The organism is Leptolyngbya sp. UWPOB_LEPTO1 (assembly GCF_017302695.1).
Lineage (GTDB): Bacteria > Cyanobacteriota > Cyanobacteriia > Leptolyngbyales > Leptolyngbyaceae > Leptolyngbya > Leptolyngbya boryana.
Genome location: NZ_JAFLCJ010000001.1, coordinates 334,374 through 360,887 on the forward strand (window position 1 = coordinate 334,374; position 26,514 = coordinate 360,887).

Here is a 26,514-nt window from a genome sequence, read left to right on the forward strand (position 1 = left end):
AATTAAAGTAGATGGCTAACGAAGATTATCAGTTGAGACACCTTCGTTCTACCCTCAGTAAGATGGAAATCGCTCTTAGTGCTGTTAAGGAGTGCATTGTCTGGACAGATGGTAAGGGGCGAATTAAGTGGTGCAATGAAGCATTAGAGGTGCTTTTGGGTCAACCGAGGTTGATGCTGCTGAGTGCTTCACTTGCGCATAAGCTTCCACTCTGGCTAGAAGGCGAAGCCGTGGAAATGAGCCAGCATCCTGTCACGATCGCTTTAGAAACTCATCAAAGTGGAACACAGTGTTATGAATTTCAAGCGTCTGAGCAAACGCATATTCTAGAGATTTCCTGGGCATTTGTTGAAATCGATCAGCAGGGTATCTTGGAGCATGAAGAGGGGTCAGTATTAGTTTTGCGAGATGTAACTCAGCAATATCTAGCAGAGCGTCAACTCCAAGGCAGCAAAAAACACTTAGAAGAACAGGTCGCTCAGCGAACTCAAGAATTACGTGAAACCAATACTCGTCTGCAAAGAGAGTCAGAACAATTACAACGATTGCTGAGAGAATTACAGGACACGCAGGCTCAACTGATTCAAGCTGAAAAAATGTCTTCTTTAGGGCAGCTCGTAGCAGGCGTTGCTCATGAAATTAACAACCCGGTTTCTTTTATCTATGGCAATCTCTCGCACTTACAAGGATACATCGCTGATATTCTCCACATCTTGCATCTCTATCAACAGCATTATCCAAATCCTGTCATAGAAATTCAGGAGGCTTCAGATGACGCAGACCTTGACTTTATTCAAATAGATTTGCTGAAGATTCTAGACTCGATGCAGATTGGAACAGATCGGATTCAAGAAATCGTTTTGTCGCTCCGTAATTTTTCTCGACTTGATGAAGCTGAGTTCAAAAGAGTCGATCTGCATGAGGGAATTGAAAGTACGCTCTTAATTTTGCAGCATCGCTTGAAACAACAGCCCAACCGTCCAGAAATTCAAATCGTGCGCCACTACGGGCAACTCCCTCAGGTTGAATGTTTGGCAGGGCAACTCAATCAAGTCTTTATGAATCTTCTCAGTAATGCGATCGATGCTTTAGAAGAAGTCAGCCAACCTCAAATTACAATTCAAACCTGCGTGATCGGAGATTCAGTGGAAATTACGATCGCAGATAATGGTTCTGGCATCTCTGAAACAGTTCGAGCAAAAATCTTCAATCCGTTTTTCACAACCAAACCGATTGGCAAAGGGACAGGCATGGGACTGTCAATTAGCTATCAATTGATTGTAGAAAAACATCACGGGAAGCTAGAGTATTTCTCCCGTGAAGGAGAAGGTGCTGAGTTTTTGATCCGAGTTCCAATTCACCAGCGGATTCACTCTCAAATCTAATTTTTCAAAGCTATGGTTATCGTTGGGCAAGTTGGGGAGCACGTCCTGTTAAGCCGGACATAATGCGAAAGACCAGCGATCGTATCGGCGGGATATTCTGCAAAAACCATAAGCTAAACCGACGGAGTTGAACAATCGGAAAAATCTGATTCGAGAATGTCCGATTGAGGATGTCGGTAATGCTCAAGATGATGAGATTTTCCCACTGTCGCCAGCGCTCATATCGCCGCAACACTTTCAAACTGGCAATGTCTTCACCGCGTTTTTGTGCGGTTTGTAGAACTTGAGCCAGCGCTGCCGCGTCTCGAATTCCCATGTTGATGCCTTGCCCTCCTAAGGGATGACAACTATGGGCTGCATCGCCAATTAATGCGAGTTGCGGCAGGACATAGCGCCGACTGTGCATGAGTTGAATCGGGAATAGATAACGGTTTCCTTCGATTTGGGGTGTGCCAAATTTTGAGCCGTAGCGTTGTTGGAACGTTTCGATAAATTGACGATCGTCTAATGCCACTAATTTCTCAGCTTCGGCTCTGTTGGTTGTCCAAACAATTCGATAGCGATCATCGGTCAGAGGCAAAATTCCAGAAGGGCCTGTACTCCAAAACCATTCATAGGCTGTGTTGTCGTGAGGTGATTCGAGTTTGAGCGTGGCAACAACGCAAGCTTGCCCGTACTGCCAGCCAAATGTTTTGATTCCGGCTTGTTGACGGAGGGGCGATCGTGATCCATCCGCTGCAATAACTAAATGCGATCGGATCTGCTGGATCTCTCCATTTAGCATCACATCAAGGGTTGCTCCGTTCGCTTGGAATTCAGTTTTCACGACTTTAGCAGGGCAAAGCAACTCGACATTCGAGCAAGATTTGAGCAATTGATGCAGTGCGGAAATTAATACGCGATGCTCAGCGACATAGCCGAGCGTTTCTGTCCCAATGTCATTGGGTGCAAACTTCACAGCATTGGGAGAATTTGCATCGGTTAACTGAACCCGCTTGTAGGTTTCGACCTGAGAGCGAATTTCTTGCCAAATGCCCATACCTTCAAAAATTCGACTGGAGAGGAGCGAAATTGAGTAGGCTTGAGCGCGGGATACAGCTTGCGATGTGAGTTCGGCTTCGATCAGTGCAATTCGGAATCCGGAATCTTTCAAGGCACAAGCGAAGGTTGTCCCGACAACTCCGCCTCCGACGATCGCAATATCAAATTCAGGCAATTGCATATCTGAGCGCACGATACGAAACTTTACATCCTATTGTCGCGTAGAGTTCCAAGACGAGCAAGTGCGATCGGCAATTTCTTCCGCCTCACATTTTAGGGAAAATTCCGTAATTGCGCTGAGATACGATTTGAGTAATTTTGAGAATCACCCAGTCAGGCGAACGTTGTGGGCGAAGTGCAGGAGAGGGTAAAACTTTATTCTATTCATCGAATAGAGCACAGATACCCCGAAGGGCGATGGATGGGGGCATCCAAATCTCCATCGGGGCTTTTTTTTAGAAGTTGAGAGTTCACAGGGCTGCCAACATCAGGTCTTCAGCAATGTCGAAGTTGGCGGTGGCGTTCTGAACGTCATCTAAGCTATCGAGTGCGTCCATGAGTTTGAGGAGCGATCGCGCATGATCGGGGTCGGTAACTTCGATCGTATTCTGAGGAATCCAACGCAGTTCAACCTGCGCTACGGTGTACCCTTGTTCTTTCAAAGCTTGGCTGAGCGCTTCTAAATTTCCGACTTCGGTAAACACTTCTGCGGCTTGACCGTCTTCGGTTTCAATCAATTCATAGGCATCTGCACCGCCTTCAAGACAGGCTTCGAGGAGCGCATCTTCGTCAATTTCTACTGCTTCGAGCTTACGACCTCGTTTCTGAGGAGCAAAGGACAGTTCGACAATTCCCTTTTGCTCAAACATCCAGTTTACGCAGCCAGTTTCACCTAAGTTTCCACCGTTTTTGCTAAATGCCTCTCTCAAATCAGCCGCAGTTCGATTGCGGTTATCGGTTAGCGCTTCGATTAAGACAGCAACTCCGCCTGCCCCGTAACCTTCATACTGAATTGCTTCGAGTGGCGCATCTGTCCCGAGTTTGCCAGCACCTTTAGCGATCGCTCTTTCGATATTGTCGTTTGGGATTCCGGCGGCTTTGGCTTTCTCGATCGCGGTTCTCAACTGAAAATTGCCTGCGGGGTCAGGTACACCATTTCGAGCCGCTACAATAATTTCGCGCGAAACCTTGGTAAAGACATTGGCTCTTTTCGCATCTACTCTCGCTTTTTGCCGCTTAATATTTGCCCACTTACTATGTCCTGCCATAACCTGAAAATCGAAACGGTGCGATTCTTAGGATATCGGATGAGCAGAAATTTCGGCTAGGATTTGCCGCCTGTGAAGGTGACACCTTGAATGAAATAGCGATTGAAAAAGGCATAGATTGCGAGAGCAGGTAGAGTGAATACCATTGAGGCTGCCATGATGTAATTCCAGTAGGTAATGTATTGACCTTTGAAGGCATTTAGACCGATTGGTAAAGTAAACATTTCGGGGTTAGACATGACGACCAGTGGAAGCAGAAATTCATTCCACGACCCCATGAAAATAAATATTGTTTGGGCAGCGAGTGCAGGTTTTGCCAGTGGTAAAACAATTTGAAAGAATGTCTCAAATCGATTCAGTCCATCCAGTTCAGCCGCTTCTTCCAGCTCTTTTGGAAAGTTAATAAAAAACTGTCGCATCATGAAAATGAATGTGGCATTAACGGCGGTTGGAATGATTAAACCCTGATAGGAATTCAGCCAGCCTAACGATTTGAGAATGAGAAATTTGGGTAAGAGTGTAATTTGAGCTGGGACAACTAATACGGCCAGAATTAAAAAGAAAAATAAGCGGTTGCCAGGAAATCGAATTCGAGCAAGTGAATAGCCTGCCATTGAGTTGAATAAAAGATTGAAAGCAGTCACGATCACAGCCACGATCGCGCTATTTAATAGCCATCTCCCGAACAAAGGTTCGCGCGAAAAAATCTGCTGATAATTCTCGAATGTGAAATTCTTTGGGATAAAGTTTGAGCCGCTCCCGGAAATTTCAGCGAGGGGTTTGAATGAAGCGGAAAGTGCCCAGAGAAAGGGAATAAAAGTGACGATCGCATAAAGAATGAGTCCCGCATACATTACCCAAATTAGCCATTTTGTTTTCATGAATCTAATCTCTCTTCTTTGAATAAAGCGCGCTGAATCAAAGTTGCAGTCATGATCACCAAAGCAAGAATTAGAGTTAATGCCAGCGCATATCCCATGTCTAAACTTTTGAAGGCGTACTGATAAATCAAAAGAACAATGGTTAAAGTTGCATTGTCAGGGCCACCCGATCCGTTTGAGAAAATATAAGACTGATCAAATAGTTGAAATGTCCCAATAATTCCCATCGTGATCACAAAGAATGTGACAGGTTTTAGAAAGGGCAATGTGATACACCAAAACTTCTCCCAAGCTGTTGCTCCATCAATTGAAGCGGCTTCATATAAGCTCTCCGGGATGTCTTGAAGTGCGGCTAAATAAATCACCATAAATAGCGGAGCAGTTGCCCAAATATTCATCAACATGATGCCTTTGAGTGCAACTTGTGGATCGCCTAACCAGTTGTAAGTCGGCAGCCCGATCGCGCTTAGAAATCCATTTAGTAATCCGTTCGAGTTGTAAATCCACATGAAAATCAGTGTGAGAACGGCTGATGATGTGACGGTGGGCAGAAAAAAAGCAACTCGAAACCAGCTTTTACCTCGGATCTTTGCATTCAATAACAGTGCTAAAACGAGTGCGAGAATTGTTTGGATCGGTACAACGATCGAGACGTATTGAATCGTATTGAGTAAAGCAATCCGAACTCTTTCATCATCTTGAATTCGGATGAAATTCTTCAATCCTGTAAAGTTGTAATTGACTTCGCCGAGCAATTGAACTTTGTAGAAAGCAAGAACGATCGCGTAAATGACAGGCAGCATCAAAAAGACACCCAAGATAATAATCGTTGGGGTCATAAATGTATAACCTGATATCGCTTCTCTAAGCTTCTTAGTTTGATAAATAGATTTCACGGTTGGCAGTTTCCTGAGCGCGCTTCATTGCATTGGGTAAAGTTTGTTGTCCTAAGAGAGCACTAACAAACTGATTATCAAAATGGGTCATAATCGTTGGCAGAGTTTCGCCTGCTTGCCAGATTGTTCCATATTTTGCACCTGCGACAAGCGGCGCATAGATTGGATTACGATCGTATTTTAATTCTGCTAAAACTGAGCGGCGAGAAGGCAATGCAACGCCTTGATTTGCCCAGTTTTTCATTCCTGATTCATTTGTTAAGTATCGAATCAGCTTCCAAGCTGCATCTTTATGCTTGGATTGGCGATTCATCACATATCCGACTGTGAAAATCATTGTTCCATTACGGTTATTAATTGTGGGAATTTCTGCGGTTTGAAATTTTAAGTTTGGAAATGTTTCTTTTAAGTAAGGGACTGCCCAAGCTCCCTCGATCGCCATTGCGACTCGACCTTGCCCAAAGGCTTCGCTGTTTGAGTTTGCGCCGACATCGGAGGGTTGAGCAGCAGAGCGATCGAGGCGATACTGATCGATTACAAGCTGCAAGCCTTGAATGCCATTTGAACTTGCAAATGCAGCGTTGTTATTCTGATCAACGAGACTGCCGCCAAAGGCTTTGATCATAAAAGCTTGACGCGGCAATTCTGGAGCGATTCCGATTCCGTACTGATCGATTTTGCCATCTTTGTTTTTATCGATCGTTAATTTCTTCGCATAATCTGTCAACTCGCTCCAAGTTTTTGGAGGTTTCGAGAATCCAGCATTTTTTAGCTCAGTTGAATTATAAAAAAGAGCGAGTGTTGAAAAGTCTTTTGGGATTCCGTAAACGGTATTACCTTGCTTAAATGCGTTTAATAGATTGGGTTCAAAATCGTCCAATTTAAAATCTGGTTTGATATATGAATTGAGCGGTTCTAATACGCCATATTTAATTAATGTCGGTGCTTCAAATGCTTCGAGATAAAAGACATCTGGCGCAACTTCACCAATTAAACGAGTTCGGATTACATCCATATATTGGCTATTAATCACTTCTCGTTTGACTCGAATCGTTGGATTCTTCGCCTCAAATTCTCGAATAACTTTGTCGAGTAATTTCCCTTCATTCGGATTACTTTGCCATCCGCTTAATGTAATTTCAATTTTGCGATCCGACTGCGATCGACAGCCTAACGTGAAGAAAACTAAACTGATCGCGATCGAACAAGAAAGCAATTTCCTCATACACTTGTAATCTGAAGTCATTCTTTCATCCTAATCATGCCGTCTCGGTTTGCAAGCCTGCTGAAATCAATCTTCTTCATGGGAATGGTCTGTCTCAGTCTGTGCCTCAGCAGTTGCCAATCGACTCAGGCATCGGGCGTGATTCACCTGACTTTGTGGCAAGGGGTGAATCCGCCCCCGAATCGGGATGTGCTGCAAAAACTCGTCGATCGCTTTAATCAGCAAAATCCCAAGATCCAAGTCGAATCGCTCTACGTCGGACAAGGCGACCAACAAATGCCCAAAATTCTGGCGGCAGTCGTGGGGAATGCGGCTCCTGATATGTTGTGGTTTGCGCCGATGATTACTGGGCAATTGGTCGAACTCAATGCACTACGATCGCTCGACGATTTTCATCCGCCTGTCCAAGCTGAACTTGATCCAGCCCTATCTGATACAACCAAGTTTGACGGTAAAACTTGGTCAGTTCCTTTTAGTACAAACAATGTCGGGATTTACTATCGTCCTAGTCTGTTCAAAGCCGCAGGGGTGAAAGCCTTGCCGAAAACTTGGTCAGAATTTCGCACCGTCGCTAAACAACTGACCCGCGATACAAACGGAGATGGAAAAGCAGATCGATTCGGAATGCTTTTACCGCTAGGCAAAGGTGAATGGACAGTTTTTACTTGGCTTCCCTTTATGTTTAGCGGCGGTGGGGAACTGGCAACTCCTCAAATTGCTGAAGTCGTTTTGAAAAAATTAAATGAAACAACAAAGCAGCAATCCTCAAACTCTTCATCAAATATCGGTCAACAGATGGTGATGGATGGACGAGCAGATGTGAGTTCAGTTCATTTAAGGCAGTTAAATATTGTAAATTCGGGAGCGATCACTGCTCTCAACTTCTGGCGCGACCTAATGCAAGATGGCTCCGCAATTCTCTCTCAACCCGAACGCGGCTATGAACTAGACAGCTTCCTTGCTGGCAAAGTCGCAATGCAGCTTTCAGGGCCTTGGACACTTGGGCAACTGCAAGCTACAAAAGTTGATTTCGGAGTGTTACCGATTCCGTCTGGAAAGCAACCTGCAACCGTTATTGGAGGCGAGAATTTATTCCTCTTCAAATCCAAGCCAGAACGAGAACAAGCCGCATTAAAATTTGCCGAATTTGTCATGAGCGAAGCGTTTCAGACCGAATGGGCGATCGGGACTGGCTATCTTCCAACTAATTTAAAATCTCGTGAAAGCCAAGCTTACAAGGAGTTTCGCTCGAAGCAGCCGGCGGTTGATGTCTTCCTAAATCAAGCAAAATTTGGTAAATCGCGTCCGATTTTCCCCGGATATAATCGGATTTCTGACAATTTGGGACGCGCGATCGAAGCGACATTACTCGATCGTGCGACTCCCGAAGCTGCTCTCAAATCCTCACAACAACGACTCGATTTGATCTTTAAGTAAGCGCATATTTCACGACCCAACGCCGAAAGAGTTCGACTTTGATGCACCAAGTTTGATTGACTTCGTGAACGACATCGTGACGGCGAAGGGCTTCGATCGCGGTATCAAATTGCGCGGGGTCGAAGTGTTGTAAGAGAACATCGCGGGATAGACCTTGGTGAGCGATCGCTTTGAGGATGTCTTGCTGTCCGGGGGGAGATTGGGCGGCTTGTTGCCAGACTCCGGTGAAGTAGTAGCGTCCGTTGTCGTAGAGGTCGGAGCTTTCGGTGATGGCGGTGAGGTCGTCGATCGAGAATTGGTGAGATCTGTCGCGTCCTTGCTCGAAGACTTGGGCGTTGTAGCGGCGGACGAGTTGGAATCCGAGGAGTTGGACGAGGTAGGGCTGTCCGGCGGTGAGGTCGAAGATTTCGTCGTAGAGGTCGGGGGCGTAGTCGAGGGAGAAGTCGTCGGAGGGAGTGGCGAGGAGTTGGCGGGTGGAAGCTCGATCGAGGAAGCTGAGGCGGATGGGGATGATGCTGGCAAAGAAGGGGTGGAAGTAGTCTGCGGTCATTTCTTCGAGGGTGTGGAGTCCGGCGAAGGCGAAGGCGATTTTGGGACTCATTTGAACCAGTCCACGTAGGTAGCTGAGGAAGTCGCTGCCGAGTTTGCCGTCTCGAATTGAGTCTTCAAGTTTTTCAAATTCGTCGAGGGCAATGATGAGCCCTGCAGCTTCGGGTCGTCGAATCAGAGATTGAAGGTAACGGCGGAAAGTGGGATAGGGGCGATCGTCTAAGTCTTGATCGGGTGGGGCAGGGTGTTGGGTTACTTCAGCGATTTCATCACAGATAGAGCGGAGAACATCGCCTGCGCCTTGGGTGACTTCGCCGAGGCTGAGGAGATTGACGTAAATGAGTTGGGTGTTGGAGCCGAGGCGATCGTTGACGTTGCGAAGCAGGGAGGTTTTGCCCATGCGGCGATGACCGTAGAGGACGACGGATTGGAGTCGATCGCTCATGAACCAGAGTTCTTCGAGTTGTTTGAGGATGTCATTGCGTCCAACGAAGAGACTGCCTTCTACGGGATCGCCTGTGACGTAGGGGTTTTGGACGGGTTTGAGGATTTCGATTCTGCCGATTTCGCTGACGGACTTGAGAAGAGAATCGCGCCAGGTTAGGGCGATCGATAAAATGAGGTTTCGTTCGGCTATAGGTAGCGATTCAGCAGAATCAAGAACTGCATTGAGATCACCAAGTGCCCGGTTAGAAGCAAAGGCGCGGGCGGTACGGGAGACAACGACGTTGCAGATAACGCGAATATCTTCAGAGGCGCGACGGAGGTGATCGATCGCCTTCCAGCTTTCGGTGCGGAGGAGTGGAGCTTGAGGCGTGGGGAGATTGAGAGCAGCAATTTCGGGGAGATTGGAAACTTGAGCGCGATCAAGGATTGTCGCAAGGAGTAGCATTTCTGCACCGTGGGGAAGGGATTCGACGACTGAGAAGGCAGCTATTGCGGCGATCGGAATATCTCTATATAACCACCAGAAGCCTGCTGCGGTGGCACGAGCAGGAGAGTCAAGGCGTAAATTAACGTTGGTGTTAGGTTGCATCCTACGTCTGATGAATTTTGGCAGGATAAAGAGGCTGTCAATAAATTTTGCTTTAGAAGATGCACTAAGTGAAGCTGAGGCGTATCTGATAACTTGCTGATCCCAAATCGAGTCGGAAAGATAGGCAATACGAGGTACAAGAATTTTTGAGTCTGTTCTGGAAAGTACGAAATTGACTGCTTGAATAACAGAGATGAATTGCTGTGTGTATCTTAGAAGTTCATTTGCGATATTTAATCCAAGTTTCCAATCTTGCTGTAGCCAGGTAGATAACCTCTCTGTCACTCGGGGAAGTGGTAAAGGAGTGGCATGTGGAACGGGCAAATGTCCTTGTTTAGAAATTTGCATGGCAAGAAGCAACCCCCATAACCAGCATTCAAGGCGTATGACTGCCATGCCAATGCACACAACTAAAGCAATGCCATAAATAGTACTAAAACTTGTGCTGAAAATGGCACTGGCCAGTAAGCTAAGAATTGCACTACCAGCAGCATTGATAGCTATAGCGGTAGTTACACCTCCAAGTGTACTAATAGCAGTACTAAGAGCAATACTAGCTCCCGTACTTATAGCTGCAACAAAAGCTAAAGCGACATTGTTATTTGCCCCACCAACCACACCACCAACCACACCACCAACCACACCACCAACCACACTAAAAGCTGTGTTTCGAGCTATTATTGTGCTTGTTCTTTGCACACTAAGAAAAAAAGAAAAAACTGCGCTGAAAGCTACGCCGAGCGTTACACTAATCCAGCTAACTGGTAGTTTTGCTATTTCTAGCAGGGAACAGATTAAGAAAGGGGTCGTTGACTGTGAGATAAACCCTTGTAGCCACAATTTTGCTTGAACTGGATTTTCAAAAAACCATCGTAGTTTTTCGCGCCAAGTCTCAGCTTGCCTAAAGTCCGCTTCACAACGAGCGAACACATTCACATACCACCGGATTGCCTGCGGAAAGTAGAACACCCAATACAGCAAACGCACATAATCCAACGGGTTCCACAGCGAGAGCGGACGACGCAGCTTTGGGGCGAGATCAAGCTTAGGAACGGGCTGGCTCATAGCGTGAGATTCGTAGGGAGATGGTTAGGATGATGACTAGTAGAACGTATCGATCGCTTCCAGAACACCCTCGAAGAAAGAACCTCCCAAAGAAAGCCAATCCAGTCAAGACATTCCATGCTTTTCAAAGTCCCCCAGAATGGGGGATTTAGGGTGCAAAAGCTCTCAGCAGTAACAGATAAATCAACGGGTGTGTACACAGTAGCTCTGCATAAAGGAACTCGAACAACGATCGCAAGTCTCACCCCATCCTATCCTGACTCCAGAGGCAATCCAATTCAAGGCTTACAATCTGCAAAGGTCAGCGAGTCAGGATCTAGAAAATCTGCCAAAGCCATTTCCAGAACGAGTTCAATGCTATCCCCAATCTGCTGAGCATAATTTACATAAGCCTCCCGAATAGGGTCTGGCAACACAGCAAGCAACATCAATGCAGCATCATGGCTGAGATGTTTTCTAATGGATTCTGCAAGTGTCTGCATCAATCTATCTCCTTCAGTTTTGCCTAGATCCCACTTTCTAGCGAAACCTCGATCATTCTCTCCAAACTGCCCAATCGTTACCGAAAACGTTCTCCTCTTCGTGACCACGATCGCAAGATTCTCCGTGAACCCCGCAATCTTCTCAACGACGATCGCGCAATTCGTCACGAACCTTCCAACCTTACTGACGAACGCCAAGACATTCACTACAAATCTCGTCCTCTTCTCAGCAAAAACACCCCCCTACCTGTATTGATACTGCCGAAATAACTCGTACCCTCCCCGCATCAACCGTTTCGGATACCCCCCACTCTCCTCAATCAATCGTTCAATCTCCTCCGACGTAAACTGAATCGGCAATCCCCGCAACTTTCTCGCCACAAATTCCCCCATCTCCCTATCTCCCCATCTCCCCACTCTCTCCTCCAAACAAATCCCCGCCAACGGCGAAGTCATCCCATCCTGCCCATCTCGAAACAACCGATCCAGCGAACTCCCCGCCGCCAACACCAACCGCAACGGCGCATCCGCTCCCTCCGCTAATCCCCGCAACTGCGATCGCAGTCCATGCGTAAACCCCTGCCACGTCATCTTCTCCACCTCATCCAGCAGCAAGACCAACCGTTTAGCCGAGAGCGATCGCTTCAACCGCGCCCCCTGACAAGTCGCCACCCCTGCTTGATGACACAACTCCTCATAAAAATCCTCATCACTCTCGATCGAATTCAAATCTAGATAAATCGGCACTCGCCCCAACCGTGCTTGACAATCGCGATAAACCGCCCGCAGCAAAGACGATTTACCAATTTCTCGATCGCCAATCACCGCCACACTATTGCGACTTTCCAGCAATTCAAAAATTCGCTGCAATTCCCGATCGCGTCCAAAAAACTGCATCGGATCATCGACCCTGCCACTCAACGGCTCAAACGGATTTTTCAGCGATCGCACCGCTTTGCGTTCCTGAATTCGCTGAACAACTGCCCGAATTCCAGTCACGACATTCAAAAACGCCTCATCCTGATTGTCCCAAGTCGTTACAGGCTTAAAATTCTTCGGCAATCCTTGAATCTCAGCAAACGGTAGCCTCGTACAATCGGCTGGACGAAGCGAGATCGGAATCACGATCGCTTCCTTTGCCTTATGCCGCTCGATCGCCCGCTTCATTTCCAACTCAAAACAATAGTCCGACGCAATAAAGTCAGAGCTAATCAGCAACAGAATAATTTCTGCTGCCTCCAAATTCTCATCAATCTTTCCCGCCCATTTCTCACCCGGCAAAATCTTACGATCGTGCCACTGCTGAATCAAATTTTGCCGCTTCAGCGTTGCAAGATGCGCCTCAAGTCGATCGCGCAAATCCTCATCCTTGTGAGAATAGGAATAAAACAATGAAAGGGGTGAAGTCATCGGGGCAGTTCATCGTCTGGGGCAAACGTCGAGTGGAATCCACCTGCTTATTATCCACGAGAAATTTAGCGATCGTGTCAAATTGCACTCATCGTTATCAATACTAAAATTAGTATTCTGGCAAACGTACGCTCAGGCATTCTCTCCGAAGCTGCCGACAAAGAAAATACTAAAATAGCTATAGAAAATTACCAAAAATGGTATGTCTGCTTTCGCAGGAGATCATCATGAATCAGGTTATGAAGCAGCCCTCGTCCTGGCTATTCGATGGAATTAAATTGAATCCGAGCGATCGCTTCCGTCCTTTCTATTTCACTGATGAACTTCAGGCACGGTTAGAGTTTTTGCTTGAAGGACGGAAACAGCGAACGCTTTCAGAAGAAGAAGAAGCCGAAATGATGGGATTATTAGAACTCAATCGCATTTTTAGCTTTGTGAATACCAAACTGGCTTCCGAATTGTGGCAATCAACGACTTCACTCGACAATCTGTCCGGCGACGAGCCAAATTCCTCTGCGAATATTGCCACTCCCTAGAACGCACCAGCGCGACCCATTCACGATCGATCATTTAATTCCTCAATCTTTAGGCGGTTCTGATGAGATCAATAACCTCGCCTATGCCTGTCAACGCTGTAACTTCTATCGCTACAACTTCATCACGGGTATTGATCCAGAAACCAATCAAGAAGTTCCTCTGTTTAATCCCAGAACTCAGGATTGGGAGAAGCATTTTATTTGGACTGCCGATGGCTTGAGAATCTTAGGAGTCACTCCGATAGGTCGAGCAACCTGTAAAAGACTTGATCTGAATGATGATGACCACAATCAGGGCTTTATTCAAAATTCTCGACAATCTTGGGTAGAAGTTGGATGGCATCCACCGAAAGACGATCCAAAGTTATTGTCTTGAATTCCCCTTTCGTCTAGGGTTTAGAGTCTGCATCTCTGGGAACACTAACGGCGTTGTTTGCTAGCCCCGTTATGACTCAGCCCTTTATCTCGGTCGTCATTCCCACGTATGGGCGTGAAGAACCTCTGCGCGACACAATCATTGATGTTCTAAAACAAGATTATCCTCACTACGAAGTGCTAGTCGTCGATCAAACTCCTGTGCATGAGCCGGATGTACAAAAGTTCCTCGAAGACCTAGCAGAAGTAGGAAAAATCCAATGGTTTAAGCTCGATTGGGCAAGTTTACCAGGGGCGAGAAACTATGCGGTGCGGCGATCGCAAGGTGAGATCCTTCTCTTCATTGATGACGACGTGCAGTTAGAACCGGGATATCTAGCCGCACATGCTAAGAACTATCAGAGAGCAGAGATTGGTGCAGTTGCGGGCAGAGTCTTTGATCGCATGAAGCTCGCTGATTTTGCACCAGGGCTAGAGATTCAAGACTTACCACCCGAAGCACACGATCCTGGAATCGCTTGGTATCACTTAAATCTAGTCCATACGGTAAAACCGCAGCAGGTTTTGAGCGCGCGTGGGTGCAATATGTCTTATCGCCGCGAAGTATTTGAGAAACATAATATTTGGTTTGATGAGCGGTTTCGGGGAAGTGCCGTTCGGGAAGAGTCTGACTTCTGTTTGAAATTGCGGAAGACGGGCTTGATGATTTGGTATGACCCAGAAGCTTCATTAGTCCATTTGGGTGAGGAAACGGGCGGCTGTCACGATATCAGTACGAAGTCGCTGAAATATCAGATGACCTTCTATCACAATCATTTTTTGATGGGATTGAACAATCTCACAGTCTCGCAAGCTGCGCGTTTCTTTTTCCGATTGTTTGACTGTCATGTGTTGGGTCGTCCGCCTTGTCACAAAAGTGGTTCACCGCTCAAAATCATCACGAGATTTTGCTTTTATTCATTGGGATTTCTTAGCGCGATCGTGACACTCATTCGATCGCTCTGGGATGACGGACAAATTTATAGCCGACGAGATGAGGTGAAACGATGAAAATTCTAGTTGCGAGTCATTCTTATATCGTCGATCTCAATTGTGAAAAGCTCCGAGTTTTAGCGAATTTAGAACCGGGTATCGAAGTCACGATCGTCGTTCCCAAACGTTGGAAACCGGGTGGCGTGATGAAAGATACAATCGAAACTCGCTATCGCGAAGAAGGATCGTTTCGAGTTGTTCCTATTTCTAATTTCAGTCAAAATAATCAGGGCTTACTTACATTTGGAGCCGATTTAATTTCGCTACTGAAATCGTTTCGACCCGATATTATTCAAGTTGAGCAAGGGTCTAAGTCTTTTGCATATGCACAGTTTATTACTGCGAATCGACTCTTAAATTTGAAAGCCAAGAATCTCTTTTTTACCTGGTGGAATTTGCCTTATACGTTGCAGTTTCCGGTGTCATTACTTGAGACATACAATCTCAAAAATACAGACGGAATCGTGGTTGGAAATCAGGACGGAGCTAAGATTTTACGCGATCGCGGTTACACAAAAAAAATGAGCATCATGCCGCAGCTTGGTGTTGATGAATCTCTCTTCTGTCCTCAGCCTCAGCCGGAACTTGTTGCAAAATTTGGGATTCAGCCGGATGATTTTGTGGTGGGATTTGTCGGGCGATTTGTGCCTGAGAAAGGAATCTTGACGTTAGTAAACGCATTAGAGAAATTGCGCGATCGCAATTGGAAACTTCTTCTACTCGGACGAGGTGAACTCAAAGCAGAAATTCAACAACAAGCTGAAAAATTCGGATTTAGCAACCGCTTGATTTGGATCGAAAGTGTTCCTCATGCCGAGGTTTATCGCTATATCAATTTGATGAATACCTTGGTTTTACCTTCTGAAACAACGTATCAGTTTAAAACATTAACTTCAGTTGGCTGGAAGGAACAATTCGGGCATGTTTTGATCGAAGCCATGGCTTGTCAGGTTCCAGTGATTGGCTCGGATTCAGGCGAGATTCCGAATGTCATTGCAGATTCAGGCTTGGTGTTTCCAGAGGGAAATGTCGAGGAATTGAGCGATCGACTAGCACGATTAATCGACAATCGTGAGTTTGCTATGGACTTGGGACAGCGAGGGTATCAAAGAGCAATGGCGAAATATACGAATCGGGCGTTAGCGAAGGAGTTGTTGGAGTTTTATCGATCGCTTTGAAAAATAGGATCGGTAGAATGAATCCCATAGATGACCAAGTTTGAGCATATGAAGAACTTAGAAGAAATCGAACTGGCTGTGCGTCAATTGTCTGCCGAAGAACTCGCTGCTTTTCGGATCTGGTTTGCTGAATTTGATGCAGAACTGTGGGATCGGCAATTTGAAGAAGATGTAGCAGTCGGGAAGCTCAATCACTTAGCTGAACGGGCGCGACAACATTTACGAGAAGGGGACTGTACTGACCTGTGAGATATCGCGCGACTCCTGATTTCTGGTACTGCTATCGACAATTGCCCGAAGAAATTCAGGAACTTGCCGATCGCTGTTACGAATTACTCAAGCAGGATTCTCGCTATCCATCATTGCACTTCAAAAAAGTCGGGCAATTCTGGTCAGTCAGAATCGGGCTACACTATCGCGCACTAGCACTTGAAGAAGGTGACGACATTGCATGGTTTTGGATTGGAACCCATGCGGAATATGACCAACTCCTGCGGGGTTAAAAATCACATGAAAATCTTACAAATCGTTCCATCAATCTCTTTAGTTTATGGCGGGCCTAGTCAAATGGTGCTGGGGCTTTCAAGCGCATTGGCAAAAGCTGGTGTCGAGATTACAATCGCGACAACCAACTCTAACGGCGATGTCGGACAAGCTCCACTGGATGTCCCTTTAGGTGTTCCCGTTGCTCAAAACGGCTATGAAATTTACTACTTTCGATGCTCCCCATTTCGACGGTATAAATTCTCGATCGAGCTTCTCCAATGGCTTCACAAACACGCCAAAGATTACGATCTTGCACACATTCATGCACTCTTCTCTCCTGTGAGTTCGTGCTCAGCAGCGATTGCGCGATCGCAGCACTTACCTTATATTCTTCGACCTCTCGGAACCCTCGATCCGGCTGACTTACAGAAAAAACGCCAGATCAAGCGTCTTTATGCAGCAGTGCTAGAACGTCCCAACTTAGCTGGAGCCGCAGCAATTCATTTCACCAGCGAGCAAGAAGCGAAAACTTCAGAGCGATTCAATACAGTGACTCGCGATGTCGTGTTGCCATTAGGAGTCAGCTTGCCGCTTTCTGCATCGAATTCAATTCATGAGAAATATGGCATTCCCACGAACAAGCCAATTCTGCTTTTCATGTCTCGAATCGATCCCAAAAAAGGATTAGATCTCTTACTCCCTGTGCTGGAAAATCTCGACTCAGACTTTCACTTTGTCCTAGCTGGCGGCAACCCTCAAGATCCAAGCTACGAAGCAACGATTCGCGATCGCATTCAATACTCTCAACTCAAAGACAAAACCTCGATCGTCGGCTTCGTCACCGGAAGCGAAAAAACTGCTCTGCTCGAAGCAGCAGATTTGTTTGTCTTACCGTCTTACTACGAAAATTTCGGCATTGCAGTCGCAGAAGCGATGAGTGTTGGAACGCCTGTCGTGATTTCAGATCAGGTTCATATCTGGCAAGACATTGAGCGATCGCAATCCGGTTGGATCACTCAATGCAACATTGCCAGCCTGACGCAAGCTCTAAAAGAAGCACTAGCAAACCCCACAGAACAACTCCAACGCGGTAAAAACGCTCAGACTTTTGCACTAGAAAACTACAGTTGGGACGCGATCGCCCAACAAGTGATCAAAACCTACCAAGACTTGATATGAATTCGCGCGGTCAAAGGCGCGAATTATCTTGCAAACAGCAAATCCGCAAACCCGTACAAGCTCACTCCTAACAGCAAAGTCGCCATTACCTGCGTTGGACGCGGACGTACTGCTGGAATCAACGCCTCGCGCACCAAAATCGACGCACAAGCTCCCACCGTAAACACTAATCCCAACAACAAATACGCCAATTCTGAATTAAAAATCCAGACACTAAACAGCAGCATCGATAACGCCAACATCAACGTTTCAACTAATTGAGGCGGATTATCCTGACTCATAAACTCGATCGTGTGCCAAAAACTGCGCCACTGCCGCATCTGTCTCCCTCGCGTCAAAGAGTTAGTCATCACTAACTTTTATCAGCTTTGCAAAGTTCTTTTCAAGTCCGCGATCGCACTTTCCATCTCCACCTGCGGAAACGATCGATAAAATCGACTCACACTTAAAAACGGTTCCGGGGTTGCCAGTACTAAAACGCGATCGCAAATCCCTTCAAGTTGGCGGATCATCACTTGCGGCGCAACTGGCGCACAGATCCAAATCTCTTTTGGCTCTTGTTTTCGTAGCGATTTCGCTGCGACTGAAATCGTCATTCCTGTCGCAATCCCGTCATCGACGAGCAGCGCAATTTTTCCCGTTGCCGTGACATTCGGACGATCGCGAAATTGCTCAAACTGACCTTTTGCTTTCGCCAAAGCGCGATTTAGCGCATCCTCCCACCCTGGAATTCTCGAATGAACCGACCTTAAGACTTGTCCATCTGCGGTCACTGCCCCGATCGCTAATTCTGGATTTTCAGGTCGCGTAATCTTCTTCGCCACCAAAATATCCAGTGGACAATGTAAAACCTGCGCGATCGCCGCACCAATTTCCACCCCGCCTCGGGGCAACGCATAAACGATAAATGATCCATCGACCGACTGCGCTTGTTCCAACACCAAATGCGCCAGCCGTTCCCCCGCATCTTTGCGATCGTCAAATAAAACGGTATCCGAAGACAATTGAGAAGAAAACATCGGTTCCTCCTGCCTGAAGGATATCTTCAGCATAGATCCAGAATTTCAACTCTGTCTTCTTTCTTTCGATTGCCGCAATCCGATCGCAATTCCCTTTAGAATTTATGGGTTAATAAATTTCTGCGCGATCCGATTCATGGCGAACGACGAACAAATTAGCCTGTTTGATATCCCTGCTGCTGAACCCTCTGCTCCACCCAGTTTTGACCCGGAGTTGATTCCGACGAGTGCCAAGATTCCGATTCCAACGGGGACGTATCAAACGATGGAAGCGATGGGCGCACATTGTAATCGCTGTCATCGCTGCGACTTGGGTGCGTCTCGAACTCATGCAGTGATTGGACGCGGCAATTTGAAAGCGCCGATCATGATTGTCGGGGAAGGGCCTGGACAGACTGAGGATGAGACGGGAATGCCCTTTGTCGGAAAATCGGGGCAGTTGCTCGATCGCATTCTGGCTTCAGTGAATCTCACGACCGAAGAAGATGTCTTTATCTGTAACGTCGTCAAATGTCGTCCCCCTGAAAATCGCACGCCAACGACGGATGAGGCAGCGGCTTGCAGTGGCTACTTGGCCGAACAAATTCGCATGGTCGATCCGAAAATTATTCTCTTAACTGGGGCAACAGCGATGAAAGCCCTAGTCGGAATCAAACAGGGAATCACTAAAGTTCGGGGACAGTGGATCGAAAAAGACGATCGCTTTTACATGCCAATCTTCCACCCGGCTTATCTGCTCAGAAACCAATCTCGTGAGAAAGGTCAACCGAAATGGCTGATGTGGCAAGATATTCAGGCAGTGCGAGCAAAACTCGATCAACTCAGAGGTGCAGATTAGTTTCGTCTCAATCTGCGCGCTTCATCGTCGAGCCGACTGCGAGTTTCTAAATTTGCCAACCCTGTAACTCGCAATCCGTAACGGGCTTGGAATTGTCGGATCGCGGCTTGAGTCGCTGGATCGTAATATTGTGCGATCGCAAAATCACTGCGCAGAATCGCTTTCAAATTATTCCGCAGATTTCGCATCACGCTCGAAAGCTTTTCTTCAGTGGCACGATTGACCAATCCCGTTTCAGAAAGCCCATAAATTTGCTGAAGCTCTCGAATAGCTCGCCGAGTTGGGGCATCAGTTAACGGAGCTTTCTGATTGATGTCATAGCCAAACCCCGCCAGGATGGCTTTAATTTGTGCATCAGTATAAATGCTCAGCGCTGGAGATTGGAGTGCAGGTTGAGAAGGTGGCGAGTTTTGGGATTCTGTTCTTGGAACTGCATCATTGAGCAGGTCATTCAATCGCCGTCGAGTTTCAAGATTGGCAATTCCAGTCGCAGGTAAGCGATTTTGCTGCTGAAACTTTTTCACCGCTTCTTCGGTTTGCTTACCGTAAAACTGGCTCCCCGGAAGCTCGGGACTAGGACGAACTGTCCGATTTAAGCCAAGTTGTAGCGTGCGCACAATATCTGCTGCTTTGTCTTGAGTGGGAATGTTCAACGTTTCATCAACTGGGAGTTGAAACTGAAACTGAAACTCACGAATGCCTTGCCGAACTCTCGGATCGTCGATTGGCGCATTCAGTGGAACCGCATACCCTAATCCATTGAGAACTGAGAGAAATTGTGCCACGGTGTAGTCTTGCGATCGCGCTGCATTAACCGCTGGACATAGAATCATTCCTGACACCAAGCTCCCCATCACCCATCCAGAAATCCGTCTCACGTTTTACATTCCCTTACGTTTTATCTGAAGAAATTATCGCTTGTTCTGCTAGTGTCTCATTGTATTTACCGTCAGGGATTAATGAAGAAATTGTGATATTTCGCGGTTCATGACGTATTCAATTCGGATTGCTGACCTACCAGAGAGTGAACGCCCTCGCGAACGCCTGATCGCTCAAGGTGCAAAAACACTTGCAACGGCTGAACTTCTAGCAATTTTGCTGAGTACAGGGTCAGGGAAACTGTCCGCTGTGGGGCTAGGGCAATATATTTTGCAAACCCTGAGCCAGCATCAGCGCGATCCGTTGAGTGCATTGCGAGAAGTGACAATTTCAGAACTGACGAAAGTTCCCGGCGTTGGAACTGCGAAAGCGACAACGATTTTAGCTGCGATCGAACTTGGCAAACGAGTCTATCAATCTCGACCTCCCGAAAAAACAGTCATTGATGATCCGAATGTAGCTGCTGCTGCTTTGAGTCATGAATTGATGTGGCAGTCTCAAGAGCGATTTGCCGTGCTGATTCTCGATGTGAAGCATCGCTTAATTGCAACTCAAGTGATTACGATCGGGACTGCAACCGAGACGTTAGCACATCCGCGTGAGATTTTTCGAGAAGTAATTCGGCAAGGGGGAACACGGTTAATCGTGGCGCACAATCATCCGTCGGGTAATACGGAACCGAGTGCAGAAGATATCAATTTGACGCGCCAGTTGCTCGAAGGTGCTCGATTTTTGGGAATTCCATTGCTCGATCATCTCATTCTCGGAAATGGCAATCATCTGAGTTTGAGACAGACCACATCGTTGTGGGATGAAGTCGCACAAGAGGTTTGATTTTTGATGTGAATGATTGTCTTTCTTCACGCCATTAGCTCGATTTGGCGCAACTATCTACAATCTTTGTTTGAAACGGAAAGGCTCACTCTAAGGGGAGATTTGTAAGGAAGCGCACCTCGGATTTAATAAAGTACGCCGTTTACGCCTACGGATGACTCTTTATGAAGCGCGATGCTACCGGTAAGTTTGTTCAAAATTGGGATGCAGAAACCAAACAACGCATTAGCATTTCTCTTACCCGTACAGCTTGGCGATCGCTCGATAAAGAAGCACAAAAACGGGGAATGTCTCGCTCTGAAGTCATTGAACACTTTGCTCGCAGTCTAGAAGCAGAGCATTCTAACGAATCTACCTATGCAAACGCTCCAACGGCGTTGCTTCCAGCTCAAATTTTTGAGCAACAGCAGGAAATTGCTGCTCTGAAATGTCAGAAGCAGGAGTTAGAGGCACGCTTAGAAGGCTTGCTCAATACAAGTGCCCAAACCAATGAACGCAAGGTAGAAACCATTCTAGAAAGTATTGCCGATGCTTTCGTTGCCTTCGATCGAGACTGGCGCTACACCTATGTCAATCGGGCAGCGGCTCGAATTCTGCACCGATTACCCGAAGAATTGCTGGGTAAACATGTTTGGAATGAAGTTTTTCCTGAACTCATTGGCGGAATCGCCTATCGAGCAATGCATCAAGCCGTAGCAGAACAAGTCGCACTGACCTGGGAAGAGTTTGGCGAACCCGTTCAATCCTGGCTAGAAGTCAATGCTTATCCCTCGCAAGAAGGACTCGCCGTTTATTTTCGGGATGTGACAGAACGCAAGCAAGCAGAGGCAGAACGGGAACGATTACTCCAAGCGTTGGAAACGGAAAGGGCGCAATTTGAAGCAGTTCTGCACCAGATGCCTGCGGGAGTTTTCATCGCGGATGCTACTACTGGTAAGTTGGTGCTTGCAAACGAACAAGCCAAACAAATTGTCAAATATGACTTTGAACAGTCCCATGAGCTAGAGGACTATGTTCCCGTGACTCCATTTGCAGCATTTCGCCCGAATGGACAAATTTATGCACCAGATGAGTATCCATTGGTGCGATCGCTCAAAACCGGGGAAGTCATTACGCAAGAGAAAATGGAGCTACGCCAGGAAGATGGTAGCTATAGCATTATTTCAGTCAGTTCCAGTCCAATCTTAGATAAGCAGCAACGAATCCTGGCAGCCGTTGCGGTCTTTCAAGATGTCACTCACCTCAAACAGGTTGAAGAAAACCTGCGGCAGACAGAAGAACGCTTACAGCTTGCCCTCGTATCCGCCGCAATGATTGCTTGGGATATCGATTTGGAGACCAATCAAGTGGTGTGTTCTCCAAATGCGCTGGAGATTTTTGGGATGCATGTGGGCACCGCAGAAGCATTTCGTGCGGTAATTCATCCCGACGATCGACAACTTGTCAGGCAAACGATGGAACAGGCGATCGCGAGTGACCACTCCTTTTCTCAGGAATACCGAGTGATCAGTCCCGATGGTGCAATTCGCTGGCTCAAAAGTCAGGGGCGCGTCTATCTCAATGATGCGGGACATGCGATTCGGATGCTAGGGGTCTCGCTCAACATTACCGAACGCAAGCAAATCGAAGCTGAACGCGATCGACTTCTCAAACAAGAGCAGGCTAGCCGTCGATTAGCTGAAAATGAACGTCAGCGACTGCGAGACATTCTGATGCAAGTGCCTGCTATGTTTGCCGTGTTGTCGGGTTCTGATCACGTCTTTGAACTGGCAAACTCTAAGTTTCTGGCTGTCTCCGGACGTTCCGAAGACATTTTGGGGAAGAGAGCACACGAAGTATTTCCTGAAATGGCAGCTCAGGGATATTCTGAGATTTACGATCGGGTCTATCAGACTGGGGAAATTATTCAAGGAGATGAGTCTCTGTCCCGCTGGGAGCCGAATGGGGACGGCAATGTCGTCGAAGGATTTTTCAATTTCGTGTTTCTGCCGCTAAGAGACATTGATGGTTGTATCGATAGTATCTTGATTCATGGAATCGAAGTTACGGCTCAAGTACAAGCCCGTCAGCAGGCAGAAGCCTTACTGGTAGAACTTCAGCGCAAAGAAAGACAACAGCAGTTCTTGATCGAATTGAATGATGCAATTCGTGCCCTGCAAGACTCTGAAGAAATTATGTGGCAGGTGGTTAGCTCCACCGGGCATCATTTCAATGTCACTCGCTGTACTTATGGTGAAATTGATCCAACCCAGGAATATGTTCTTGTCGATCGCGACTACTGCAATGAGGTCAGGAGCGTCGTTGGTAGACTGCCGATGAGTTTGTTTGGGTCTGAGATTATTGCTGAATTGCAGCAAGGCAAAACGATTGTGATTGATGATGTCGATCGCGATTCTCGAACTGCTGGAGCAAGAGCCGCTGCTTTTGCTGAAATACAAACCAAATCGTTGCTGTGCGTCCCCTTCGTGAAGGCAGGACGGTTCCTTGCATTGTTGATGTTGCACCATGCTACTCCTCGGCAGTGGACATCAGAAGACGGGAAATTACTGGAACGTATCGCTGAAAAAACCTGGCTAGCTGTAGAGCGATCGCGAGCAGAAGCAGAATTGCGAGAGCGTGAAGCTCACCTACAACTTGCGCTGAAAGTGGGACGGATGGGCACTTGGCATTGGGATTTGCAAGCAGATACGCTCCTCTGGTCATCAGGACATTTCACGATTCTGGGGCTACAGCCTGATGAGGATAAGCCTAGCTACGCACTTTGGGCAAGTCGCGTGCATCCGGATGACTTGGGAGAAACAGAGACAAAGTGGCAGCAAGCGATCGCGGAACGAACAGAGTACCATCACGAATATCGCCTGCGCTTGCCAGACGGCTTGATTCACTGGGTCGATGTGAGAGGACAGTTCTCCTATGATGCGCAAGGACAACCGAAGCACTCGATTGGCGTTGTGATTGACATTACAGAGCGCAAGCAAGCGGAAGAGATCTTGCATCAAACGCTACAAAAGCTCAATTTCCACGTCGAAAATACGCCGATGGCAGTTGTGGAATGGGACGATAACTTTCGAGTCCTTCGGTGGTCTGCTGGTGCAGAACGCATTTTGGGCTGGAAAGCTGAAGAAATACTGGGTAAACATTTAATGGAGATTCCGTTTGTCTTTGAAGAAGACCTGGAATCGGTTGCTGATGTCTGTCAGCGATTAGTTTATGGTGAGGAACCGCATATTCTCTCGTACAACCGCAATTACACGAAAGATCGCAACATCGTGCATTGCGAGTGGTATAACTCCAGCCTCAGAGATAAATCGGGACGGATGCTGTCGGTATTGTCGCTGGTGTTGGATGTCACGCAGCGCAAGCAAGCCGAGCAGGAACGGGAACAACTGTTAGAGCGCGAACGCCTTGCTCGCGCCCAATCCGAAGCGGCACAGCAGCAATTGGCGACTATCTTTGAAACCTCTCCGATTGGCTTAGCTTTACTGGATGCCGAGCAACGATATGTTGCCATCAATGAATCCTTAGCTGAAATTAACGGATTAACCCGTGAGCAACATTTAGGCAATTCAATTTCGACGCTGTTTGGTCAAACCGACCCCAGATTAGTGGAAATCTTTGAGCGAATTTACACGACGGGAGATCCCTTCATTTCACCCAACTTTGCCGTAAATCCTCCGGGGCGCAACGATCGTCGTCCCGGTTACTACAACGTTTACTATCTACCGACTGTCAACGCGAGTCACCAGGTGGAAAGCGTCTTGATCTATGTGGTCGATGTCACGGAACGCGTTAGGTTAGAACGTGCCCAACAGTTTCTCTCCGAAACTAGTGCAGTGCTAGCGTCTTCCCTAGATTATCAAACGACGTTGGAGCGAGTCGCACAGCTAACCGTCCCGGAATTAGCCGACTGGTGTACGGTTCACATCGTTGAGGAGGATGGCACCATTGACCAGATTGCCGTTGCTCACATCAATCCTACCAAACTGGAATGGGCACATCAGCTGCAAGAAAAGTATCCACTCGACCCGAATGCGGCTCGTGGTGCAGCCTTAACCCTGCGAACTGGAGAGCCTGATTTTGTGCCAGAGATCCTAGATGAAATGCTCGTTCAGGCTGCTCGTAATCCAGAGCATTTAGAGATTCTACGGCAGGTCGGGTTTAGTTCTGTGATGGCTGTGCCGCTCCGAACTCAAGCGAGAATTATTGGGGTCATCTCTTTTATCTCGGCTGAGTCTGGACGACGCTACACGATGACAGATTTGCAATTAGCTGAGGAATTGGCGCGTCGTGCCTCGCTCGCGATCGACAATGCCCAACTCTATCAAGCCGCCCAACGCGATCGCACCAAAGCAGAATCGGCAAACCGGATCAAGGATGAATTCCTTGCGGTGTTGTCGCATGAATTGCGATCGCCCCTCAATCCCATTCTCGGTTGGACAAAAATGCTGCGGTGCAAACGGTTAGATGCCACGAAAACGAACCAAGCTTTGGAAACGATCGAACGCAATGCGAAACTGCAAGCGCAATTAATCGAAGACTTGCTCGATGTCTCCCGCATTTTGCAGGGAAAAATGACGTTAAACATTGCGCCTGTCAATCTGGCGACGACGATTGAGGCGGCTTTAGAAACCGTCCACCTAGCGGCTGAAGCGAAACAGATTCACATTCAAACCCTGATCAATCCGATTTCAGGAGCCGTTTTAGGCGACACAAACCGTCTCCAACAGATCGTTTGGAATCTCTTGTCGAATGCTGTGAAGTTCACGCCATCAGGCGGGCAAGTCGAGGTGCGCTTAGAGCAGGTTGGCGCTCATGTGCACATTCAAGTTCAAGATACGGGCAGAGGCATTCATCCAGAGTTTCTCCCTTATGTATTTGATTACTTCCGCCAAGAAGATGGCAGCACGACTCGAAAATTTGGGGGATTGGGGTTGGGGCTGGCGATCGTGCGTCAGCTCGTTGAATTGCATGGTGGAAGCGTTTGGGTAGAGAGTCCCGGATCTAATCTAGGCGCGACTTTCGTTGTTCGTCTGCCGCTCAACCACATCGAGCACACCCCTTCTGAGATCGAGAATGTAGAAGCTGCGGCAGATTTAACCGGGATTTGCGTCTTGGTGGTGGATGATGATGCAGACATGCGAGAGTTGGCATCATTTGTCTTGATCCAAGCAGGCGCAAAAGTGACAGTCGCAGCTTCAGCAGCAGAGGCACTGTGTCTCATGAGCCAATCGATTCCCGATCTCTTGTTATGCGATATTGGGATGCCAGAAATGAATGGCTATTCTCTGATTCAGCAAATTAGAAAGCAGTCACCAGAGCAAGGAGGGACGATTAAAGCGATCGCGCTAACGGCTTACGCTGGCGAGGTCAATCAGCAGCAAGCCTTAGCCGCAGGTTTTCAAATGCACCTCTCAAAGCCAACGGAACCGGATGTATTGGTCAAAGCCGTCTCATCCCTGATCGCGACTCCTGCGGCTTGAGAG

The 26,514-nt window shown here is 47.3% G+C and carries 23 protein-coding genes; 12 read left to right on the forward strand and 11 right to left on the reverse strand.

The features are described from left to right. The first annotated feature begins 11 nt into the window (after positions 1-11). Positions 12-1,385, forward strand: a complete 1,374-nt coding sequence (locus J0L70_RS01510; RefSeq protein WP_268180495.1) for a PAS domain-containing sensor histidine kinase — start codon at positions 12-14, stop codon at positions 1,383-1,385. A 16-nt stretch (positions 1,386-1,401) separates the two neighbouring features. Here the strand turns inward: J0L70_RS01510 and J0L70_RS01515 are convergent, their stop codons facing one another. The 5 genes from J0L70_RS01515 to J0L70_RS01535 all read right to left on the reverse strand — a co-directional run bounded on the left by J0L70_RS01515 (position 1,402) and on the right by J0L70_RS01535 (position 6,696). Further along, positions 1,402-2,607: an FAD-dependent hydroxylase gene (locus J0L70_RS01515; protein WP_287452802.1), complete on the reverse strand. Its 1,206-nt coding sequence runs from the start codon at positions 2,605-2,607 to the stop codon at positions 1,402-1,404. A 289-nt stretch (positions 2,608-2,896) separates the two neighbouring features. Further along, positions 2,897-3,694: a YebC/PmpR family DNA-binding transcriptional regulator gene (locus J0L70_RS01520; RefSeq protein ID WP_017290467.1), complete on the reverse strand. Its 798-nt coding sequence runs from the start codon at positions 3,692-3,694 to the stop codon at positions 2,897-2,899. 56 nt (positions 3,695-3,750) lie between these two features. Then, positions 3,751-4,575, reverse strand: coding sequence for a carbohydrate ABC transporter permease (locus J0L70_RS01525; protein ID WP_287452804.1), 825 nt, complete (start codon positions 4,573-4,575; stop codon positions 3,751-3,753). Next, on the reverse strand, positions 4,572-5,414 hold the full coding sequence (locus J0L70_RS01530; RefSeq protein ID WP_199329729.1) for a carbohydrate ABC transporter permease: 843 nt from the start codon (positions 5,412-5,414) through the stop codon (positions 4,572-4,574). Before J0L70_RS01530 ends, J0L70_RS01525 begins: the two co-directional genes overlap by 4 nt. Positions 5,415-5,448: 34 nt before the next feature. Further along, on the reverse strand, positions 5,449-6,696 hold the full coding sequence (locus J0L70_RS01535; RefSeq protein WP_287452806.1) for an ABC transporter substrate-binding protein: 1,248 nt from the start codon (positions 6,694-6,696) through the stop codon (positions 5,449-5,451). A gap of 36 nt (positions 6,697-6,732) precedes the next feature. Here J0L70_RS01535 and J0L70_RS01540 point away from each other — a divergent pair, with 36 nt between their 5' ends. Beyond that, positions 6,733-8,133: an ABC transporter substrate-binding protein gene (locus tag J0L70_RS01540; RefSeq protein WP_287452807.1), complete on the forward strand. Its 1,401-nt coding sequence runs from the start codon at positions 6,733-6,735 to the stop codon at positions 8,131-8,133. On the opposite strand, the gene J0L70_RS01545 is transcribed toward J0L70_RS01540, so the two are convergent. The 3 genes from J0L70_RS01545 to J0L70_RS01555 form a co-directional block, all read right to left on the reverse strand. Continuing rightward, the gene (locus J0L70_RS01545) at positions 8,126-10,783 is read right to left on the reverse strand and encodes an AAA family ATPase (protein ID WP_287452808.1); all 2,658 of its coding nucleotides are present in this window, start codon (positions 10,781-10,783) and stop codon (positions 8,126-8,128) included. The genes J0L70_RS01540 and J0L70_RS01545 overlap by 8 nt on opposite strands. 278 nt (positions 10,784-11,061) lie before the next feature. Next, the gene (locus J0L70_RS01550; protein ID WP_287452809.1) at positions 11,062-11,472 is read right to left on the reverse strand and encodes a hypothetical protein; all 411 of its coding nucleotides are present in this window, start codon (positions 11,470-11,472) and stop codon (positions 11,062-11,064) included. Between the two features lie 36 nt (positions 11,473-11,508). Continuing rightward, complete coding sequence (locus J0L70_RS01555; protein WP_287452810.1) at positions 11,509-12,675, reverse strand: TIR domain-containing protein; 1,167 nt, start codon at positions 12,673-12,675, stop codon at positions 11,509-11,511. Between the two features lie 227 nt (positions 12,676-12,902). Between J0L70_RS01555 and J0L70_RS01560 the strand changes: the two genes are divergently transcribed. The 7 genes from J0L70_RS01560 to hpsP all read left to right on the forward strand — a co-directional run bounded on the left by J0L70_RS01560 (position 12,903) and on the right by hpsP (position 17,461). Further along, the gene (locus J0L70_RS01560) at positions 12,903-13,211 is read left to right on the forward strand and encodes a hypothetical protein (RefSeq protein ID WP_036044905.1); all 309 of its coding nucleotides are present in this window, start codon (positions 12,903-12,905) and stop codon (positions 13,209-13,211) included. Beyond that, the gene (locus J0L70_RS01565) at positions 13,198-13,587 is read left to right on the forward strand and encodes an HNH endonuclease (protein ID WP_287452811.1); all 390 of its coding nucleotides are present in this window, start codon (positions 13,198-13,200) and stop codon (positions 13,585-13,587) included. The genes J0L70_RS01560 and J0L70_RS01565 overlap by 14 nt, the downstream gene beginning before the upstream one ends. 71 nt (positions 13,588-13,658) lie before the next feature. Continuing rightward, positions 13,659-14,636: a hormogonium polysaccharide biosynthesis glycosyltransferase HpsN gene (gene hpsN, locus J0L70_RS01570; protein WP_287452812.1), complete on the forward strand. Its 978-nt coding sequence runs from the start codon at positions 13,659-13,661 to the stop codon at positions 14,634-14,636. Next, complete coding sequence (gene hpsO, locus J0L70_RS01575; RefSeq protein ID WP_287452813.1) at positions 14,633-15,796, forward strand: hormogonium polysaccharide biosynthesis glycosyltransferase HpsO; 1,164 nt, start codon at positions 14,633-14,635, stop codon at positions 15,794-15,796. The genes hpsN and hpsO overlap by 4 nt, the downstream gene beginning before the upstream one ends. Positions 15,797-15,826: 30 nt before the next feature. Further along, positions 15,827-16,045 carry a hypothetical protein gene (locus tag J0L70_RS01580; protein ID WP_287452814.1) on the forward strand — a complete coding sequence of 73 codons (219 nt, stop codon included), beginning with the start codon at positions 15,827-15,829 and terminating at the stop codon, positions 16,043-16,045. Next, positions 16,042-16,299 carry a ParE family toxin-like protein gene (locus J0L70_RS01585; RefSeq protein WP_287452815.1) on the forward strand — a complete coding sequence of 86 codons (258 nt, stop codon included), beginning with the start codon at positions 16,042-16,044 and terminating at the stop codon, positions 16,297-16,299. Before J0L70_RS01580 ends, J0L70_RS01585 begins: the two co-directional genes overlap by 4 nt. 7 nt (positions 16,300-16,306) lie before the next feature. Further along, positions 16,307-17,461: a hormogonium polysaccharide biosynthesis glycosyltransferase HpsP gene (hpsP, locus tag J0L70_RS01590; protein ID WP_287452816.1), complete on the forward strand. Its 1,155-nt coding sequence runs from the start codon at positions 16,307-16,309 to the stop codon at positions 17,459-17,461. Between the two features lie 23 nt (positions 17,462-17,484). Here the strand turns inward: hpsP and J0L70_RS01595 are convergent, their stop codons facing one another. Next, positions 17,485-17,811, reverse strand: coding sequence for a hypothetical protein (locus J0L70_RS01595; RefSeq protein WP_197693235.1), 327 nt, complete (start codon positions 17,809-17,811; stop codon positions 17,485-17,487). Positions 17,812-17,823: 12 nt separating this feature from the next. Continuing rightward, positions 17,824-18,480, reverse strand: coding sequence for a phosphoribosyltransferase (locus J0L70_RS01600; protein ID WP_017290449.1), 657 nt, complete (start codon positions 18,478-18,480; stop codon positions 17,824-17,826). Positions 18,481-18,616: 136 nt separating this feature from the next. Between J0L70_RS01600 and J0L70_RS01605 the strand changes: the two genes are divergently transcribed. Then, positions 18,617-19,318, forward strand: coding sequence for a uracil-DNA glycosylase (locus tag J0L70_RS01605; protein WP_017290448.1), 702 nt, complete (start codon positions 18,617-18,619; stop codon positions 19,316-19,318). Here the strand turns inward: J0L70_RS01605 and J0L70_RS01610 are convergent. Further along, positions 19,315-20,196: a peptidoglycan-binding domain-containing protein gene (locus J0L70_RS01610; protein ID WP_287452818.1), complete on the reverse strand. Its 882-nt coding sequence runs from the start codon at positions 20,194-20,196 to the stop codon at positions 19,315-19,317. The two genes, J0L70_RS01605 and J0L70_RS01610, sit on opposite strands and share 4 nt — an antisense overlap. A gap of 109 nt (positions 20,197-20,305) precedes the next feature. Between J0L70_RS01610 and radC the strand changes: the two genes are divergently transcribed. Together radC and J0L70_RS01620 are read left to right on the forward strand one after the other, a co-directional pair. Then, entirely contained in the window at positions 20,306-21,031 is a 726-nt protein-coding gene (radC, locus tag J0L70_RS01615; RefSeq protein ID WP_287452820.1) for a RadC family protein, read from the forward strand. Between the two features lie 164 nt (positions 21,032-21,195). Next, complete coding sequence (locus J0L70_RS01620; RefSeq protein ID WP_287452822.1) at positions 21,196-26,511, forward strand: PAS domain S-box protein; 5,316 nt, start codon at positions 21,196-21,198, stop codon at positions 26,509-26,511. Positions 26,512-26,514: the final 3 nt, after the last annotated feature.